An 18829-nucleotide genomic window follows, 5' to 3' on the forward strand; every position below is an offset into this window, starting at 1 on the left:
CCGCCATCTCGACACCCTAGTCCCCGTTGGCCTCGCCGTCAGGCCGTGTCGCCCACCTCGCGGACCGGGATCACGGTGCGGCCGCCGCAGTTGCGCAACAGGTCTCGCAATTCGTTGATGACCGGGAACACCTCGTGGTTCCAGTCGGCACCCTGCTTGTCGTGAGCCTCTTGCTCGCGCTCGACGATCCAGCGGTCCTCCTTGAAGATGCGTTCTGTGAACCAGACCAGCAGCGGCCATGCCAGGTCCAGTGCAAACGGAATGCCGGGCTTGCGGATGGAAAGCAGGCCAAACATCCGGTTGGTGCGCTGCGCCGCATCCAGCGGCACGTAGACGATCCACAGGTCCATCACTAATGTACCGTCGCCCGAGCGGATCTGGAGGGTCTGGTACGGATATCCGGTGCGCACCGTCATCACGTCCTTATCGTTCCGGTCGCCGTTCTTCTTGGTGGCGCCAAACACCAGCGCCTCTCCCACAGGCTGCTTGCCTTCCATGCGCGCGGACGTGTAGTCCACTTCCACCCAGTCCTCGCCGCGACGGCGGCCCAGCGACCGCGCACGCATCTGCCCCATCTGCCGCCGGTGCAGGAACTGGTGGTTCATGTCCATCAGGTTCTCGTGCATGAAAGAGTAGTGGCACTTGACCTCGCGGCCAAAGCGGCGCGTCTTGTACGCCTTGTCCGCGACCGATGGCAGAGCGGGCAGCGGCCGCTCCTTGGCAAGCGCCACATCGCCAGGAAAGACAAAGATCAGGCCGTGCACTTCGCGGCAGGGATAGGCACGCACGCCGTTGGGCAGGCGCTCACGCCCGAGGTATGGCACATCGACGCAGCGGCCGGAGCAATCATAAGTCCAGCCGTGATAGCCGCAGCGGATGGACTCGCCTTCCACCACGCCCGCGTGCAGCGGCACCTGCCGGTGTGCGCAACGATCTTCCAGTGCGAAATCGTACCGGACTCGGTACGCACCAGCACGATTGGATTGCCGGCAAAGTGCACCCCGTGGGCTTTGCCCCGCCTGACCTCACTCGACCAGGCCAGTGGATACCAGTGATCGGGATGGATGGGTACGCGGCGCAGGTCGCGCACGGGCGCGCTTGCGGGAGGGTCGATGGCACTGCTATGCAGCAAAGGCATTGCATGCATGCGTGACGCCTCCTTGCATAACGGGAGCTTCGACCGTCGCCACAAGCGGAAGCATTAGCGAACGGGGATCTGGCGCAGTTTACGCGAAGTCCGGCGAACTCACCGAAAGGGTCCCTCTAGGCTCGAAGCTCGAAACTGGCCGAAGACGGACTCCGTCAAGCTTGTGGTCCGTCGGCGCTTTCCGGTCCATTCGAGACGTCCGACCCGACAGATCAGCACGTATTCTGCTCCTCCTAGGGATGCTTGATTTGCCGGAGCGGTAACGGTTGGCGAGCAGTTCCGGTTATGGCTGCGTACCAGAGCGGCTTAGCACTTTGTTTCTGGATTCACCTTCTGGCGGGTCTTCTGGGGTGAGAGCGACACCGCGCGGCCAGACTACGACGTCGTCATAGGCGTAGAGGCGGCAATTGGTGAAGCGCATATCTCGGCAGCGTGCCATAGCTTTGTCGATGGCATTCGAGTTGTTGGTCCAGAAGGCATAGTGTCCGCCATCGGCTAGCACGAACGCTTTAGGTGCCTTGCGTTCACGATAGGTTGCGTAGCCTTTGCGTGCGCGCATATAGGGCACGGCATCGACGTTGGCAGCGTCACCATAGCCAGTGGGCGCGGGAAGAGAGGCTTCGCTGTGCGCCAGTCCGTTGCCCGTTGTCGGAATGCTGACGATCGAGTTCATACCCATGCGTACCAGAATCACTTCGGGGTAGTCATAAGCTGCGCCCGATGTGGTGTCCACCGCGACGCCAATCGCGCCACCGAATAGTATGTTCCCGAAGGCCATGGCTTTGGTCGTCGACTTCACTGTGGCCAGGCCCGGCTCATGTCCGTCCTTGTCGCACCGCACGTTGATATCGCCATAGATACTATGAAGGGCCGCGAAGGCAAGCCCCTGGAGTAAAACGAAGATTCGCAGTCTCGTTTCTCGAAAGGAGCACGCAAATGAACATGCCTGACACAGCCCTTCAGGGGCAGAATACGACGATCACTGGCTGGCTGTACATGGCTTTCGAACTGGGCGAGAAGAGCTGGAAGCTGTCGCTGGGCGACGGCATGCGCGGACCGAGCCGGCATACGCTGGTGGCTGGCGACCTGAATGCAGTCCTGCAAGTGATCGCCAAGGCCAAAGCACGCTGCGGCCTAGCGCCGCAAGCCCCAGTGCGCAGTTGCTACGAAGCCGGCCGCGATGGCTTCTGGCTGCACCGATGGCTCACGGAGCAAGGTATCCAAAACCTGGTAGTTGACTCGTCCAGTATTGAAGTCAACCGCCGCGCCCGACGCGCCAAGACCGATCGGCTCGACGGCGACAAGCTGCTCTCGATGTTGATGCGTTACCACGCCGGCGAGCGGCGCCTGTGGACAGTCGCGCGGGTGCCAACACCAGAGCAGGAAGATGAGCGGCGTTTGCACCGCGAGCTCGGGCGACTCAGGCAGGAACGCACGGCCCACAGCAACCGGATTCGTTCGCTGCTGGTACTGCACAACCTGCGGATCGCCCACATCGGGGACCGATCCTGGAAGCGCTGGTGGAGCGATTATGGCTCACAACTGCCTCCCGGCTTGCGTGCCGAGATCGAGCGTGAAGTCACGCGATTGGCGCTGGTGGTAACGCAGATTAAGACCATCGAAACCCAGCAGCACCAGGCGGTGAAGGCCGGTACGCAGCCAGCCATCGCGCTGCTCGCGCACCTCCGCGGGATCGGCGCGGGCAGTGCCTGGCTCCTGATCAAGGAACTGTTTGGCTGGCGTCGATTTCATAACCGGCGCGAAGTCGCAAGTTGCCTGGGACTGGCACCGACGCCCTACAGCAGTGGCGAAAGTCAGGTCGAGCAAGGCATCAGCAAGGCAGGCAACAAACGATCCCGTTGGCTAATGATCGAACTGGCGTGGAGCTGGTTACGCTACCAGCCAACGAGTCAGCTCACGCAATGGTTCAATGCGCGCTTCGCGCCAGGCAGCAAGCGCATGCGGCGCGTCGGTATTGTCGCACTTGCCCGCCGATTGGCGATTGCCCTGTGGCGCTATCTCGAGTATGGCGAGATTCCTGCCGGGGCAAGTCTCAAACTAGTGGTGACGTGATGCCGATCTTAGCGCGAACAGCGAAGCGGTAACGAAAGTAGGTCAGCGCGCCCGTAAGTGAGCCGGGCTGCCCCCCGCGGGTAGCCGTCCATATAGATGGGGCGCGCAGGTAACAGGGGTAGTCCCAGCGCTTTGCGCATGTAGTATGTTGGTGCCGGCCATTGCGCCCGGCACGGATAGAAGGTAGTCCGGGCAGCAGCCCGACAATGAGGACCCGACCTCGATTTCGCAAACCGCATCAGTCCGCGAACGAGAAGGAATGGCTTGCAAGGAGAAGAGTTATCGCGCTAGGCATCCCTATGCTGAAATTCAATACTGTAGGGGGTTGACACCCTCGCCCTCATAGAAGGCTCTATTGACGGTGACAGTGCCCGGAGTGGTGACATAGTAAGTCCCCTTGCTATTGGTCAGCTTGCAATTCGCACCGGCATGCGGCTGATCATTGTCGCGGGTTTCCACGGAAACGACCTGGTTGGTGCCGCTTACAATGGATGCGCATCCCGCAAAAAGGCTGCTCGCACAAACAAGAGCGATGGCGATGACTCGCATGTTTTCCTTGAAATTTCGTTTTTGTTTTTTATTGCGGTTGATTCGCAACAGACCCACAGGGAATTACGGCATTATTTTCCGACAATGGATACCCCCCCAGACTTCGTAATGTCTCTGACGGAAGACAGGCAAATTAGATCGTGAATGTTGGGGGATTTAAGGGAGCTGATCCGCGGATGTCGCTTTATGGCCCGGCAAACGACCCACGCTGGCCAGCCCGCGGTCGTCGCATCCCGCCCCTTCAGCCCATCGGTCTGACGCTTTATTCACGAGCGGTGATAAGAAGCAGGCACAGTTCACCCAGGGAGCCCCTCCCCACGCGGTCACAAAGTCCTTGCAGAATTACGATAATGAACTGGCACAAGGGAGGCCCGCGATGGAGTTTGACCGCGAAATCCGGTTCACCAGGAGTTCCGACGGCGTGGAACTTGCTATGGCGCTTTACGGGACCGGCCCGCCCTTGGTCAAGGCGGCAACTTGGCTCACGCACATTGAGCTCGATCTCACTGGTCCGTTCGACCGTCAGTTAATTGGGCTGTTTTCTCCTCGCTTCCGCTATGTAACGTACGACGCACGCGGCTGCGGACTTTCGCAACGCAGGGTCGACGAGATATCGTTTGACGCTTGGGTTCGCGACCTCGAGGCTGTGGTCGACTCACTGGGAATCGGTAGCTTTGACCTGCTGGGCGCTTCGCAGGGGGCTGCGGTCGCCGTTGCCTATGCCGCGCGGCATCCGGAACGGGTTAGCCGTCTGATTCTGATGGGCGCCTTCGCCACCTCTTATTTTACGTCGGGCAAGGTCGATGCCAGGGTGACCGAAGAGGCCGAGACGCTGCTGAAACTCGTGGAGCTCGGATGGGGTAGCGGCAGCCCCGCATTCCGGCAGGTGTTCGTCTCGAAGTTCATGCCCGATTCGACTACCGAGCAGCGGCGAGCGTTCGACGAGCGGCAGAAGGCAACAGCCTCCGCGGAAGTGGCCGTGCGATATCTGCGCGCCATGTTCGAAGTCGATGTCAGGGCGCTGGCGCCGCAAGTGCATTGCCCCACCTTGTCGCTGCACGTGAAAGGCGATCAGATGATCTACTTTGGTCAGGGGCGCCGGCTGGCAGCGCTCATTCCGGGTGCGCGCTTCGTGCCTCTCGAGGGCAACAACCATGTGCCCTTTGCCGATGAACCTGCCTGGCCGGCGTTTGTGCGCGAGGTCAACGCCTTCCTTGGGGTGGAACCGGTGAACCCCGTCGGATCGGATCGGGTCGCACTCACGGCGCGGCAGCTTGAGGTGCTGCACGCAGTCGCCCTCGGACATACCGACAAGCAAATTGCGCGTGACCTGTCTCTGAGTCCGCGCACGGTCGAGATGCACGTCGCCGGCGCGATGCGAGCGCTCGGCGCCAGAACCAGGGCTGAGGCAGTGCACAAGGCCACAGAACTGGGCCAATTGCGTTGAGAAGCAGGGATTACGGTAGGCGCTACCGTAGTCGGCTGGCGCCGATGCCGTAATTCGCACACTTCAGCGCGCCGGCCTGGGTTGACATACTGGTTCCATGGATGACATGATCCTGGAGCCGGCCATGAACATCACCTTTGATCGGATTGCTGCATTCTCCCACGCGTTGGTGAGGCGGCCCCATGGGCCCGCCGTCGCAAAGGATCGAGCTGCGGCATCCCGCACACTGGCCAAGGGGCAAACATTCGGCACGCCGTCCGCGTTCGGGAGTTCCATCGAGTGCCTGACAGGGAAGCTGTGGATCACGCATGATGGCGATCCCAAAGACATAGTGCTCGAAGCGGGGCAGCGCTACTCTGTCGATCGCAGGTCAAAAATGCTGGTGCATGCGCTGAGCGATTCCGTGTTCCGGCAGCGCGGAGCGAGCCAGTCTGCATTGGATGGTCCAAACTCTTGACCTAGTCATCCCTAGACGGCAATAGCCCCCAGAATTCTTGTTAGAAGGCTTCGCTGGCCTCGCAGGGCTTGGGGGCAATTCGCAGGCACCCCACTTGCGGAAAATCGTATCGGCCCGTGATGGCCGACTTCGGTTCGGTCTGGCGAGGGGAATGAGGGCGCCGGTCGGCGCTTGCCGACCCTGAGCCGTTGTTCATTACAAGGCAAATTCAATGGCTGCCTTGAACGTAGAAGGGACACTTGGCCGTCTATGCTTCGGTGCTCGCGAATGGCTGAGCCCCGCTGAACGTTGGCCGCGGACGTTGTTCTGGATAATCGTCAACGCAGCAAAAGAACCGTGATCACGCCTAGTGCGAGCAGGATCAAAACGAGCCCGGAGATGCGTTCCAGCCAGGGCAGAGTCCGTGCGAAGCGCCGTAGCACGCTCTGGTGGCCGATCAGGACGGCAATCACCACGTCCCATAGCAGCACCACACTGAACATCCAGGTGCCGTAGAGTGTCTTCCATCCCGCACTGGCGTGCGGGCCTGTCAGCATCGCGGCCAGGCTGGCATAGAACAGCGCGTTCTTCGGGTTGAGGATGCCAGAGAGAAAGCCCATGCCAGCGGCGCGTCGCCAGGCGACGAGTGGTTGCGTGGGCGGAGTACCCCGGCCGCCGGATGCCGCCACCTTGAGATCATTGCTGCCGGCGTAGCGTACGAACAGCACGCCGATATAGACCAAATAGGTGCAGCCGGCCAACTGCAGGACGACGAACAAGGTCGTGTCCGGCTGCAGCGCGGCGGTGCCGGCGAACGCGGCAGCGATGAACACCCCATTGGCCATGGCGATGCCAAGGCAAGCGCCGCTGGCGACGCGCCAGCCAGCGGACAGGGATGTTCGGGCGATCAGGAAAAAATCAGGGCCGGGAGAAAGCAGCGCCAGGAAATGCGCTGCGGCGATCATCAGAAACTGCTGCATTCAATTTCCACATACGAATTTTTCTCGCAGTGTGCCGAACGCAGCGCGTTCTGTATTGAAGGAAATTGCAGTCGTACCGTTTCCGACGCTACGCGCGGAAGCGTCCTGGCGTGACGCCCGCATGCACCTTGAAAACCCGCTGAAAGTGCGCTTGATCGGCAAAGCCCAGGTGCTGGGCGACGTCCGAGATGCGGTCTCCACCCCGAATTCGCTCCCTGGCCAGATTGATGCGCTGGTTCAATTGCCAGGCATGAGGCGTCATGCCGGTGACTGCGCGGAAAGCGCGGATCACCCGGTAGCGACTCATGTTAGTCAGTTGCGCCAGTTCGTCCAGAGTAATGCTGGAAGCGGGCGCGGTGCGAAGGCAATCCAGGGCTGGCTGAATTTGTCTGGCCAGGTTCGACGGAGCGTCTGGCGCCTCGATGCGCAAGCCCTGCCTGGTGTCGCAGTCGCCGATGAACTCGATCAACGCTGCTTCCTTGTCGCACGGGCGGGCCTCGGAGAACAGCAACGCGTTGAGCTGGCAGAAGCGTACGTAGACCGACGGCTTGGTCACGACCCGTATCGGCTCGGCATCTATCGGGCGGGCCTGCGCGTACTCCATCCGGACGGCCTGGAGCCAGGCCGCGTCCAGGTGCAGCATCTGGTAGCTCCAGGCCGTTTCGGGTGCCGGGTTGCAGGCATGCACGCGCGTCGCGGGCACGAATACGAGCGTGCCGGGATGCAACGCGACCGGACCTTCGGCGCTGCCGGTGAAGACGCTGCGGCCGTCATCAACGGCGCCGATGGAAAAGGTCGGATGGTGGTGCGGCTTGTAGCAGGCTCGGCTATGACAGGCGCGGCGGCTATCGACAAAAGACATGGTCGGGTCGTGCCAGAACGCCTGAGTCGAATTGCTACGCGGTGCCGCACGAAAAGGCGAATGGGCTGACATCCAGTGCTTCGGTTTGGTGGGATCGCGTTTCAGAAGACGCTCAATATATAGATACTACTAAAATCTCCCCAGTGCACTAACGGAGCGACCACTTCGTTCGTTGAACGAGTGTTTGCCTTTAGCGATCGGATGTCCGGTTATAGGATGAAGCCGACGCATGGACGTCCGACCGAAAGCGCATGTGAATGGCGCTTCATGGCCGGCTACCGCCGTTGCCCATCTGCCGTTCTCTGGCGAGCCACGGTTTGCGCGCGCGCCGTGCAGGTATGAAGGTGTGAGGCGCTGGCATTGCCGGGGCGACAAGGCACGATAACGTTGCCTTATCGCGTCGTCAGCGAAATGACTAGCGCGATGGCACGCCGATGGCTGCTGCGCTGAAAGCTGAGCTAGGCGTCGTCAGCGGGAACCGCATGACCTTGGTCCCGCAAGGCCTTCGTCCAGCGCTTGATGCGTGCACGCAGTCGTCCCTGTGCAGCTCTGTCTATCGGCATGTCGTTGACGCGGCTGATCGCTGTACGCGGCAAGACATAGCCATGCTGTATCAGGGCCATACAGAAGACTCGGTCCTTGTCGCGATCCGCTGCTGCCTTCGCCATAAAGAGGTCAACAAGGTCAAGGCAATAGCCGACGCGCCCATTCGTGCCCGCCGTCTGGATGCGCTGCAAGCGGCTCTCCCACCCGGCCGGAAGACACGCTGTCTCTGGCCCGACGCCCTGCGCGTAGTAACCATACGTCTCGTGAAAGCGCGAGCCTTCGCCAATCGCCGCGTCGATCGCATCCGCCTTGTAGGTGGCATTGAGCGGGTATATGTCAGCCTCCGCGGACATCGTGAAAACCGCCGGGGGATTAGGGATCAGCCCCAGGATGGATTGGCTGCCCACGACAACGAACTCATATTCGTTCGTGATGTCGGCAGCAGCTCGAATGATGTGCTCCAGATCTTCCCGCTTCATTCCTGGTCCCCGAGGACAACGCCTTTTTTCAACGCCTGAATCTGTGCTAGCACTTCTTGCCGAAGGGCGTCTGGCAAAAGCGTGGGCAGGGGAGACGCTTGGCGCAACTCTTGAGCACGCCGAGTTCGGCCAAGCGCTTTGCGCCACGACTGGTTCGCAAGAATCGTTTCCCACTCGGACCAGAGTGAATCAGACCGTGAGTCTCCCTGCGCGCGCCATCGCCTGAGGACTTCTCGGGCCCGGTCCAGTAGCGCTGGGTCATTCTGAATCAGGCGGATCGCTTCCTTGTGCAGCGCCATGCTCTGCAAGTCCTGAGCCTCATGGCGGCTTGGATCAGTCCTGACCCGAACCTGAACCTGCGGAATGGCGCGCTTGGATGAGGCGGCCGCAGAGTTCGCCGGCGCCGGTTGAAAAGTATCGCTGACTAACAGGGCAAGGTCACCGGCAACCCCCAGCACGGACATGACACGAAGATATGTGCCCATGGTTGGCGCGGGGTCGCCTGCCTCAACGGCAGCGAGGGTCGTCCGGGAGATGCCGACGCGCTTGGCCATCTCAACCGTGCCAAGGCCCTGAGCCTTCCGCAGGCGTTTGATGCGGTCGCCGAGTTGCAGGAGCAAGTGGCGCTCAAGGACTGAGGTGGTATCGGTAAAGGCTGGCATATGTCCAGTATTTTAGGCAAAACCAGACGATTTGGCTAGCTCACTGGACAGATCCGAGTCGTGAGCCGTGTTGTGTCGGATTCACCTACCTATATCTCAGTCGGCAGCAGAACTCCTGCGTCACGCCGCTGGTTATAGCCGGGCTCGCAGCCACGCGCGCACTCCAGGCGCCAGTAGGCAGTGGCCATGGGGCCATGGGGCCATGGGGCCATGGGGCCAAGAACAAATTTATGCAAACGACGTGTGCTCCCCAAGAGGTGTCGTACTGCCGCAGCCACTGAACATAAGGCCCGATCACCGAAAAATTGCTCTGACGCTAGTACCACAAAATCCGAGCGCACAGCGCACAAGACGCGCCTCCGCGGCTCGCCATACACTCGCCACTGGTCTGGTGGAGTGTCTGGATGAACCTGGGGCGAGTCGATCTCAATCTGCTGCGCGTGTTCGACGCGATCTTCGAGGACAGGAACCTGCTGCTCGCCGGCAAGCGGCTGCATGTGACGCAGTCCGCGGTCAGCCATGCGCTGGGCCGGTTGCGCGACCTGCTAGGCGACGACCTGTTCGTGCGCACAGCCCGGGGCATGGAGCCGACGGCACGCGCGATGAGCATGGCGGAACCGCTGCGCAGCGCGCTGCGGCAGATCGAGGCCGCGCTCGGGATCGAACCGTTTGTGCCCGATGCCGCGAGGCGCGAGTTTGTCGTCGCTGCCAATGACTACATCACCTGGCTGTTGCTGGCACCGCTGAGCGAGCGCCTGGCGGCACTGGCGCCGCATGTGAATGTCTGCATCCGTCCATCCACGCGGCTGGACCTTGCCAGCCAGATCGACCTTGGCAGGATCGACATTGCCGTGGGGATCTTTGCCGACGTCCCGGGCCGCTTCCACGCGACGACACTGTGGGAGCAGGCTGACGTGCTGCTCATGCGCCAGGCACACCCGGTCGCGCATCGCACCGTGACGCGGGAAGACCTGCGCACATACCCGCTGTTGACGGTATCCACCGGTGGCCAGGAAGAGGGGTCGGTCAGCGGCTTCATTACCGAGCGCGGGCTCGCCCGTCAGTCGGAGATGTTCAGCCGGCAGTCGCTGGAGGAGGCGTTTCCCGATAGGGATGCCGGGCCGCGATTGAGGATATCGGTCGCGCACTCGCTGGCGATTCCCGCATTGCTGCGCAACAGCGACATGCTGGCGCTGGTGCCCGGGCCGCTGGCCCGTGCGTTCGTCAGCCAGGGCGGTTGGGTCAGCCGCGCCACACCGTATCCGACCTCTGTTGCCGCGGTCCGTGCGCTCTGGCATGCCCGCAATGCACACGATCCCGCGCTGCAATGGCTGTGCGGCGAGCTTGCGGGCATTGCGGCATCACTGGGCGTCGGGGGCCTTGATGTTGTAGGCGATGCGGCCGGCGGGCAGGAAGAATAGCGCGATGACGGCACCGCCCTTGGCTTCCGGGTAGTGGTGACTGCCGGGCTCCGGCGCGGTCCACCCCCCGTAGCACCATCCGTTCGGGCCGGCCAGCGCCGCGCCTTCGTCAAGCGCCACCACCATGTTGAACTCGCCATACGGATGGCTGTGGTAGTCGCCGCGGAACGAGTCTTCAGGATTGCGTTGAATATTGCCGGTGCTGTCCATGTACACCGCGGTGATGCTGAACCAGTTAGTCTGCTCGCAAGGGGCGAGCAGGCGCGCGCGCCGATAGCGGCGGCCCGCGATCTCGGTGTCTGCCGCCCAGCCTTCCTTCACGCCGGCAGTGATCATGCGCGCGAGGTCCTGGTAGAGGTCGCTGTGCACGCCGTACTTGTCGTTGAGCCAGCGCTCGACTTCGGTGCCGGGCGTCATGTCTCTGACTTCCTGCAGGAAGGGCAGGCAACGTGCGATCAGGGCGTCCTTGTTGTCGACCGGAAGAGCGTTCTTCATTGGATATCCTCGCTTCAGTGTGGGTGCGAACAACGATGCCACACGCCCGGCGGCCGCGGAAGCGACCATACTTCAAGCTCAAATTGAACGTCGTGCAAGACGGCGCCGGCCGCGGTAGCGGCTCAGGAACGATCCCGCCGAAAGCGCGCCGGCGTGGTACCGGCAAGCCGGCGGAAACAGGTCGTCATGTGAGCTTGGTCGGCAAAGCCGCAGTCGTGCGCAATGCTGACCAGCGGCGTGTCGCCCTTCAGCAGCAGCGATTGCGCGTGCTTGACGCGCCGCTGCATGATGAAGCGCAGCGGCGCTTCGCCGGTCGAGGCGCGGAAGGCACGCATGAAATGCGGCAGGCTCAGTTCGGCTATGGTTGCAAGGTCGACCAGTGCGATCTCGGTGCCGAGATTGGCTTCGATGTAGTCGAAAACGCGGCGCAAGCGGTAGGGGGCCAGGCCACCCTTGTTCGCCGCGCGCGTCTGTGACTGCCGCCAGCGGACGATCTCGACGGCCAGCAGGCCGACCAGGCTCTCGCAGTACAGGCGCCGGCCCGTCCCCGGGGCGACGCATTCCTGCGCCAGCCTGTCCGCGATGTCCCACATCGCGCGATGCTCGAACATCAGCCGCGTGCCCAGTGCGGCGTGGTTCTGCTCGCTGTCGCACGCGTCGCGCATCAGCTCGTCTGGGAAATGCACCACGGCACAGCGGAACTGCTCGATGCGTTCGGTGTGGCCATAGGCTTCGGCGCTGCCGGCGATCAGGCTGAGGTGGTCGTTGCCGTGGTAGGCATTGTCGAGCGGCTTCCACGGTTGCAGGCGCGCATCGATATGGCCGCCGGCTTCGCGCAGTGCTGCGCGCAACGACAGCCTGTCTGAACCGATCGGGCGCGCGATGTCTTCCAGCGGGCCGAATTCCAGCACCTCGATCTCGGTACCGGCCCAAGAGGCGGTGACGCGGCTGCGGCAGGGGGTGTTGGCGACGCGGAGCATGGCGGGATCCTCCATCGAGGCCGGATGCCAGCGGATGGGCTGGATTGTCCGGAGATCGGGATGACTGCATTGTATGCAGCTAATCAGATACGGCATACAGGTATAAGTACTGACCTCCATGTTGAAGTGCTTTTTGCGTGGCTAAATCCGTGCAATCTGCCGATTTACGAGGTATTTATGCATTTTAGATCTTTTTAATTTACTCATCTCGCTACGTCAAAAAAGTGGATTGCGCGTAACTGTATGCAGTGCGCGCTCCACGGGAAAAATCTCCGATCGCCTCGTTCAATATTTGCCGGACACGCCTGCCTATCCTGAACTCGCTTCCGCAAAGGAGCGAAAAGCCTGTCGACCGGCTCATTCGGAGCCGGCAAGGCCAGAGACGAGGGGTGAGAAGTGAAGGAAGACAAAGCGCCGATGACGGCCCGCGACGCGATCGAAGGACGCGTTGCCGTCCGTCGCTTCATGCCAGGGCAGGTTCCGCTGGACGTGGTCCGCGACATCCTGCGAACTGCCAGCCATGCGCCCAGTGGCGCCAACCTGCAGCCGTGGCGCGTCTATGTCGTGGCCGGTGCCGCCAAGGCGGCCCTTTGCGCGCAGGTCGAGACGGCGCACCACCATCACGCCGGGGCGCACGCGCAGGAGTACCCCTATTACCCCGACGCTGGCCTGGAGCCGTATGCCTCGCGCAAGCGGCAGTTCGGGCAGGTCTTCTACGGGGCCCTCGGCATCCAACCGGACGATGTACAAGGGCGGGCCCGGCAGACCGCGCGCAATTTCCGCTTCTTCGACGCGCCGGTGGGCATGGTTTTCACCATCGACCGCAGGCTCGCGCAGGGAAGCTGGCTCGACTACGGGATGTTCCTGCAGAACGTCATGCTGGCGGCCCGGACCTGGGGGCTGGATACCTGCCCCCAGGTTTCCATTGCGCGCTTCCACAAGGTGCTGCGGTGCTGCCTCGCCATTCCCGACGATGAGCTGGTGCTGTGCGGCATGTCGCTGGGCTACGCCGATACCAGCGCTCCCGAACTGGCGATACGCCAGTCCCGGCTGCCAGTGGATGCCTTCGCTTCCTTCCAGGGATTCGACGCGGCGGCTGCCTAGCTTGTCGAAGCCGCACCCCGGGCGCCTATGTCCGGATTTCCATGCATCAATCAGGGACGCGGCAGTGTCCACAACCTTCCATGACGTTTTAGCAGGAGACACCCCCATCATGATGTCCAGAGAACAGAACGAACTTATGACGCGCGTCGGCGCGGATACCCCCGGCGGCCGCCTGTTGCGGCAGTACTGGCAGCCGGTGGCGCTGGTCGACGAGTTCGAGGGAGAGCGCCCGGTGCGCCCGGTTCGCCTGATGGGCCAGGACTTTGTCGTGTTCCGCGACGAGCACGGCCAGTACGGCATGCTCGACCGCGACTGCCCGCACCGCGGCGCGGACCTGAGCTTCGGGCGCCTGGAAGACGGCGGCCTGCGCTGCCCGTTCCACGGCTGGCTGTTCGATCGCAACGGCACGTGCCTGGAAACGCCAGCGGAGCCCGCCGGCAGCAAGCTGTGCCAGCGCATCCGCCAGAACGCCTACCCGATCGTCGAGCGCAGCGGCGTGCTGTTCGCCTTTATCGGTGCAGGCGAGCCGCCGGCATTCCCGGCCTTCGACTGCTTCATTGCCCCGGACCAGTACACGTTCGCGTTCAAGGGGCTGCTTGAGTGCAACTGGCTGCAGGCGCTCGAGGTCGGCATCGATCCCGCGCACGCGTCCTTCCTGCACCGCTTCTTCGAGGACGACGACGTCTCGGAAAGCTACGGCAAGCAATTCCGCGGCGCCTCGGCCGATTCGGCGATGCCGATCACGCAGGTGCTGCGCGAGTATGACTGCCCGGACATCAGCATCGCGCCGACCGACTATGGCATGCGCCTGACCGCGCTGCGCGAACTCGGCGACGGCCACCGCCATGTGCGCGTGACCAACGTGGTGTTCCCGCAGGCCTTCATTATCCCGATGAGCGCGGAGATGACGATCGCGCAATGGCATGTGCCCATCGACGACACCAGCTGCTACTGGTACGCCATCTTCACCAGCTTCACCGCGCCGGTCGACAAGCAGCAGATGCGCGAACAGCGCCTGGCGCTGTACGAACTGCCGGACTACCGGCCGCGTCAGAACAAGCGCAACCACTATGGCTTCAACCCCTACGAGCAGCGCACGCAGACCTACACGGGCATGGGCCACGACATCAACGTCCATGACCAGTGGGCGGTCGAATCGCAGGGCCCGATCCAGGACCGCACCCGGGAGCACCTCGGCACGACTGACAAGGGGATCATCGCCTACCGCAAGCAGCTGGTTGCGGCAATCGAAGCCCACCAGCGCGGGGAGAAGGCGCTGATGATGGTGGAGGCTGCCCAGGCGGTCACGTTGACGGGGCCGGCATCGATCGATGGCGTCAGCGTGAACCAGCCGGCGGACGAGTACTGGATCGGGGCCGATGCCAGGCGCAGGGCCGAATCGGAATGGGCCTCGCGCGGCTGAGTGGCGGCGACAGGACCGACGCATCGAGATTAACCAACCGAGGCGGCTGCACCGCGTTGCCCGATGCGGTGGGCCGGACCCATATGGCATTTGTAGAACAATTCGGCCTCTGGACCGATTCCCATGGCCGTGCCGCGGCGGACGTCGCGCAGCGGCTGGCCGGGGGAGACATCGAAGTCGTGCGCTTTTCCTTCCCGGACCAGCATGGCGTGCTGCGAGGCAAGACGCTGGTCGCATCGGAAGCGATCAAGGCGTTACGGGGCGGCGTGAACGTGACTACCACGCTGTTCGCCAAGGACACATCGCACCGCACGGTCTTTCCCGTGTTCAGCGCGGGCGGCGGCTTCGACATGCCCGGCATGCAGGGCGGGGCGGACGTGACGCTCGTTCCCGATCCGTCGACCTTCCGGGTGCTGCCCTGGTCGCCGAAGACCGGGTGGATCCTGTGCGACCCGTATTTCCAGGATGGCCGGCCCGTGCCGTTCGCCACGCGCCGTATCCTGCGCAACGCGGAGGCGCAACTGGCGGCGGCCGGCTACCAGCTTGTCACCGGACTGGAAGTCGAGTTCCACGTGTTCCGCCTGGTGCGCGAGCACATGACCCCGGACGACGCCGGCCAGCCCGGCGAGCCGCCTGAAGTCGAGCTGTTGTCGCACGGCTACCAGTTCCTGACCGAGCTGCGCTATGACGCCACCGAAACCGTGATCGAGCTGATCCGCGAGAACGTGCAGCAGCTTGGCCTGCCCGTACGTTCGCTGGAGATCGAGTTCGGCCCCAGCCAGTTCGAATTCACCTTCGCGCCCGCGACGCCGGTCGCCACGGCTGATGCGATGGTGCTGTTCCGCAGTGCCGTCAAGCAGGTATGCAAGCGGCATGGCTACCATGCGACCTTCATGTGCCGCCCCAAAATCCGCAATGTCGTGTCGAGCGGCTGGCACCTGCACCAGTCGCTGACGCGGCTGGGCGACGGCGGGAACGCGATGATGCCCGACGCCGCCGGCCAGGACCTGTCCGAGGTCGGGCGCCATTACCTGGCCGGCCTGCTGCAACATGCCTGCGCGGCGACAGCTTTCGCCACGCCGACTATCAATGGCTACAAGCGCTTCCGCGCGTATTCGTTGGCGCCGGACCGCGCGATCTGGGCGCGCGACAACCGCGGCGCCATGCTGCGCGTGCTGGGAGGCCCGGGCGATGTGGCCACGCGGATTGAAAACCGCGTCGGCGAGCCCGCCGCCAATCCCTATCTCTATCTCGCCTCGCAGGCGATCGCCGGGCTCGACGGCATCCGGCGCCGTTTTGACCCGGGCCCGTCGGCAGATTCGCCTTACGAAACCCCGGCGCCGCAGTTGCCGCGGACGCTCGAGGAAGCGTTGGCTTGCCTGCAGGCAGACGACGCCCTGCGCGAAGGCATGGGCAGTGCGTTCGTCGATTACTTCTGCCACATCAAGCAGGCAGAGATTGCGCGCTTCAACCTCGAAGTCAGCGACTGGGAGCAGCGCGAGTACTTCGATACGTTCTGATCAAACCGCAGTGAGGATGTCATGCCGACAATTACCTATGTCCTGAAAGATGGCAGCCGCAAAGACGTGGCTTCGGCGAGCGGAAAGACGCTGATGGAAGTCGCGATCGCCAACAATGTGCGCGGTATCGACGCCGAGTGCGGCGGTTGCTGTTCCTGCGCGACCTGCCATGTGTATATCGATGCGCCCTGGGCGGAGCTGCTGCCCGTGCCCGACGACATGGAGCATGACCTGCTGGACGGCGTGGCTGCCGAACGCCGGCCGGCCAGCCGGCTGAGCTGCCAGATCGTTGTCAACGACGCGCTCGACGGCCTTGTCGTGCATGTCCCGGAAACGCAGGGGTAGACCATGGGCGGACTTGTCATCATCGGCGCCTCGTACGCGGGCACCCAGCTCGCACTGGCCGCGCGCGCAAACGGCTTCGCCGCCAATATCACCATGATTGGCGCCGAACCGCACGCGCCATACCAGCGCCCGCCGCTGTCCAAGGGCTTCCTCAGCGATGCGGTGGACGCCTCAAGCCTGCCGCTGCAGTCGCCGGAGCGCTTCCTGGAAGAGCGCATCGCGCTGCGCATGGGCGTTACGGCCAGCGGCATCGACCGGCAGGCGCAGGTCGTTTCCCTGTCCGACGGCAGCCAGCTGCACTACGACGCGCTGGCCCTGACCACCGGCGCGCGCTGCCGGCCGCTGCCGTGCGCCGGTGCGCAGCTGCGACACCTGTATTACCTGCGCGATCTTGCCGACGCCTGCGAGATCAAGGCGCGCGCGCGGCAGGCAAGGCACGCGGTGGTCGTCGGCGGCGGCTTTATCGGCCTGGAGGTGGCGGCATCGTTGCGCACGCTCGGCCTCGACGTGACGGTGATTGAACTGCAGGAACGCCTGCTGCAGCGTGCCGTGCCGCCGCTGATCTCGACCTTCCTGCAGCAGGCCCATGAAGAGGAGGGCGTGCGCTTCCGGCTGGCGACCTGCATCCGCCAGCTCCGAGGCAACGATGCCGTCACCGGGGTGGAGCTGGAGACCGGTGAGATCCTGCCGACGGACATGGTCGTCGCTGGCCTGGGCGTGATGCCGAACGTGGAGTTGGCCGAGGCTTGCAGCCTGGCGGTGGACAACGGCATCGTGGTCGACCGGTTCGCGCGCACCAGCGACCCGGCCATCGTCGCGGCGGGCGATTGCGCGGCTTATCCCAATCCGTGGGCGCCGGGCGGTGCGCAGGGCGGCCGGTGCGTGCGTGTCGAATCGATCCAGAGCGCGAACGACCTGGCCAAGGTCGCCGGCGCCACCGTCGCGGGCCGTCTCTCGCCCTATGAAGCGGTGCCATGGTTCTGGTCCGACCAGTACGGCTACAAGCTGCAGATGACGGGATTTTCCGCGGGCCACGACCAGGCGGTGGTGCGCGGCAATGTGGCGGCGGGGCGCTTCACGGCGCTTTACCTGAAGGACGGCACGGTTGTCGGCGCCGATTCGGTCAATCGCCCGCAGGACCACATGGCGGCACGGCGCCTGGTGGCCGCAAGGGAGCGCCCGGATCCCGCCGTGCTGGCGGACGAAGCGGTTGCGCTGAAGTCGCTGCTGTCGGCGTAGGGGGAGGGCTGGTCTGGTGTACCATTTCGCAAGCTGCATGCAGCTTGGCCGATCTCGTATGCAATGCGGCCGTGGCCACCATCTCAAGAGGATGCAATGGAATCCCACCAGACACGTGTCCTGGTTCAACTGCGTGACCTGATCCTGAAGGGCGAATTCGAGCCAGGCGCGCGTCTGGCCGAGATCCCGCTGGCCGAAAAGCTCGGCGTCTCCCGCACGCCGGTCCGGCTGGCGCTTGCCTCGCTGGAACAGGAAGGCCTGATCGAGCCTTCGCCCAGCAGCGGCTATATGATGCGCCGCTTCACCCCGCGCGAGATCCAGGACGCGATCGCGGTACGCGGGCACCTGGAGGGCATGGCTGCGCGGCTGGTCGCCGAGCACGGGCTGTCGCGGCAACTGTCGCTGGACCTGCAGGATTGCCTGCGCGAGGGCGACCGGGTCCTGACCAAGGCGCAGCTCGACTATGACGACTATGTCGCGTACAGCAATATGAACGACCGCTTCCACGCGCTGATCGTCGAGGGCAGCGGCAACAGCGCGCTGGCACGCGCAATCGAACTGAACAACCGGCTGCCGTTTGCCGCGGCCAGCGCCATGCTGCCGATGCAGTCCGCGGTCCAGGAAGGCCAGCAATGGCTCGTCTACGCGCATCGGCAGCACCACAGCCTGTTCGATGCCATGAAACGTGGCGAAGGCACGCGTGCCCAGGCTCTGGCGACCGAGCACGTCAATGTTGCCCGCCTGAATCTTGAAACCGCGCTAGACCGCCCCGAGCAAGCCTCGCAGGTCATGCCTGCAATGCGGCTATTCGTGACGGCGGCCTAGCGTCGGGCTCCAGGCCCTCTTCACCTGTAAGTCTGCAGTCGGGCCGCGGTCAATGCCACGGCCTTGTTCGTTGATGGCGGCGTTCACTGCCTGGCACGCACCTCGGCGTCATGTCCCGCGCAGGGAGTCCGCGCGCGAAATCAACGCGTGATACGCCCACAAAATCGGGACTCGCCGCATACAAGTCAATCCATGTCCCGCTCGATAGACTGAATCCGGCCTGTGAAACTCGCAGCGGAGCCCTGCCCTGGCAACCCCGCGCCATCCGTCGCCGGCCAGCGAACGTCGACAGCAAT

At 63.5% G+C, this 18829-nt stretch carries 18 protein-coding genes and 1 pseudogene; 10 read left to right on the forward strand and 9 right to left on the reverse strand.

What is annotated here, in order from left to right:
* Positions 1–38 precede the first annotated feature (38 nt).
* Both ACZ5MJ_RS34385 and ACZ5MJ_RS34390 read right to left on the reverse strand, forming a co-directional pair.
* Positions 39–1147 (reverse strand): annotated as a pseudogene (locus ACZ5MJ_RS34385) (Rieske 2Fe-2S domain-containing protein).
* Between the two features lie 283 nt (positions 1148–1430).
* Positions 1431–1946, reverse strand: coding sequence for a hypothetical protein (locus tag ACZ5MJ_RS34390; RefSeq protein WP_464227297.1), 516 nt, complete (start codon positions 1944–1946; stop codon positions 1431–1433).
* 137 nt (positions 1947–2083) lie between these two features.
* On the opposite strand from ACZ5MJ_RS34390, the gene ACZ5MJ_RS34395 reads away from it, so the two are divergent.
* Complete coding sequence (locus ACZ5MJ_RS34395) at positions 2084–3220, forward strand: IS110 family RNA-guided transposase (RefSeq protein ID WP_464227298.1); 1137 nt, start codon at positions 2084–2086, stop codon at positions 3218–3220.
* Between the two features lie 309 nt (positions 3221–3529).
* On the opposite strand, the gene ACZ5MJ_RS34400 is transcribed toward ACZ5MJ_RS34395, so the two are convergent.
* A complete protein-coding gene (locus ACZ5MJ_RS34400) occupies positions 3530–3817 on the reverse strand; it encodes a hypothetical protein (RefSeq protein ID WP_464227299.1) in 288 nt (95 codons plus the stop codon).
* 328 nt (positions 3818–4145) lie between these two features.
* On the opposite strand from ACZ5MJ_RS34400, the gene ACZ5MJ_RS34405 reads away from it, so the two are divergent.
* Positions 4146–5216, forward strand: coding sequence for an alpha/beta fold hydrolase (locus tag ACZ5MJ_RS34405; protein WP_464227301.1), 1071 nt, complete (start codon positions 4146–4148; stop codon positions 5214–5216).
* 97 nt (positions 5217–5313) lie between these two features.
* Entirely contained in the window at positions 5314–5673 is a 360-nt protein-coding gene (locus ACZ5MJ_RS34410; protein WP_464227302.1) for a DUF2917 domain-containing protein, read from the forward strand.
* A gap of 317 nt (positions 5674–5990) precedes the next feature.
* On the opposite strand, the gene ACZ5MJ_RS34415 is transcribed toward ACZ5MJ_RS34410, so the two are convergent.
* The 4 genes from ACZ5MJ_RS34415 to ACZ5MJ_RS34430 form a co-directional block, all read right to left on the reverse strand.
* Positions 5991–6632: a LysE family translocator gene (locus ACZ5MJ_RS34415; protein WP_464227303.1), complete on the reverse strand. Its 642-nt coding sequence runs from the start codon at positions 6630–6632 to the stop codon at positions 5991–5993.
* Between the two features lie 88 nt (positions 6633–6720).
* Positions 6721–7494 carry a helix-turn-helix transcriptional regulator gene (locus tag ACZ5MJ_RS34420; RefSeq protein WP_464227304.1) on the reverse strand — a complete coding sequence of 258 codons (774 nt, stop codon included), beginning with the start codon at positions 7492–7494 and terminating at the stop codon, positions 6721–6723.
* Between the two features lie 458 nt (positions 7495–7952).
* The gene (locus ACZ5MJ_RS34425; protein WP_464227305.1) at positions 7953–8519 is read right to left on the reverse strand and encodes a DUF6036 family nucleotidyltransferase; all 567 of its coding nucleotides are present in this window, start codon (positions 8517–8519) and stop codon (positions 7953–7955) included.
* A complete protein-coding gene (locus ACZ5MJ_RS34430; RefSeq protein WP_464227306.1) occupies positions 8516–9181 on the reverse strand; it encodes a helix-turn-helix transcriptional regulator in 666 nt (221 codons plus the stop codon). The genes ACZ5MJ_RS34425 and ACZ5MJ_RS34430 overlap by 4 nt, the downstream gene beginning before the upstream one ends.
* Before the next feature lie 404 nt (positions 9182–9585).
* Here ACZ5MJ_RS34430 and ACZ5MJ_RS34435 point away from each other — a divergent pair, with 404 nt between their 5' ends.
* Complete coding sequence (locus tag ACZ5MJ_RS34435) at positions 9586–10602, forward strand: LysR substrate-binding domain-containing protein (RefSeq protein WP_464227307.1); 1017 nt, start codon at positions 9586–9588, stop codon at positions 10600–10602.
* On the opposite strand, the gene ACZ5MJ_RS34440 is transcribed toward ACZ5MJ_RS34435, so the two are convergent.
* Positions 10543–11097: a 4-hydroxylaminobenzoate lyase gene (locus ACZ5MJ_RS34440; RefSeq protein WP_464227308.1), complete on the reverse strand. Its 555-nt coding sequence runs from the start codon at positions 11095–11097 to the stop codon at positions 10543–10545. The genes ACZ5MJ_RS34435 and ACZ5MJ_RS34440 overlap by 60 nt on opposite strands.
* A 122-nt stretch (positions 11098–11219) precedes the next feature.
* Entirely contained in the window at positions 11220–12077 is an 858-nt protein-coding gene (locus tag ACZ5MJ_RS34445; protein WP_464227309.1) for a helix-turn-helix domain-containing protein, read from the reverse strand.
* A gap of 396 nt (positions 12078–12473) precedes the next feature.
* Here ACZ5MJ_RS34445 and ACZ5MJ_RS34450 point away from each other — a divergent pair, with 396 nt between their 5' ends.
* The 6 genes from ACZ5MJ_RS34450 (at position 12474) to ACZ5MJ_RS34475 (ending at position 18533) form a co-directional block, all read left to right on the forward strand.
* Positions 12474–13181, forward strand: a complete 708-nt coding sequence (locus ACZ5MJ_RS34450; RefSeq protein ID WP_464227310.1) for a nitroreductase — start codon at positions 12474–12476, stop codon at positions 13179–13181.
* Positions 13182–13290: 109 nt separating this feature from the next.
* Positions 13291–14604 carry a Rieske 2Fe-2S domain-containing protein gene (locus ACZ5MJ_RS34455; protein ID WP_464227312.1) on the forward strand — a complete coding sequence of 438 codons (1314 nt, stop codon included), beginning with the start codon at positions 13291–13293 and terminating at the stop codon, positions 14602–14604.
* A gap of 83 nt (positions 14605–14687) precedes the next feature.
* Positions 14688–16124, forward strand: a complete 1437-nt coding sequence (locus tag ACZ5MJ_RS34460; RefSeq protein WP_464227313.1) for a glutamine synthetase family protein — start codon at positions 14688–14690, stop codon at positions 16122–16124.
* 21 nt (positions 16125–16145) lie between these two features.
* Positions 16146–16469: a 2Fe-2S iron-sulfur cluster-binding protein gene (locus ACZ5MJ_RS34465; RefSeq protein WP_464227314.1), complete on the forward strand. Its 324-nt coding sequence runs from the start codon at positions 16146–16148 to the stop codon at positions 16467–16469.
* A 3-nt stretch (positions 16470–16472) separates the two neighbouring features.
* Entirely contained in the window at positions 16473–17708 is a 1236-nt protein-coding gene (locus tag ACZ5MJ_RS34470; RefSeq protein ID WP_464227315.1) for an NAD(P)/FAD-dependent oxidoreductase, read from the forward strand.
* 96 nt (positions 17709–17804) lie between these two features.
* Complete coding sequence (locus tag ACZ5MJ_RS34475; protein WP_078196420.1) at positions 17805–18533, forward strand: GntR family transcriptional regulator; 729 nt, start codon at positions 17805–17807, stop codon at positions 18531–18533.
* Positions 18534–18829 lie beyond the last annotated feature (296 nt).

The sequence above is a fragment of the Cupriavidus sp. LA-1 genome, from assembly GCF_055385985.1.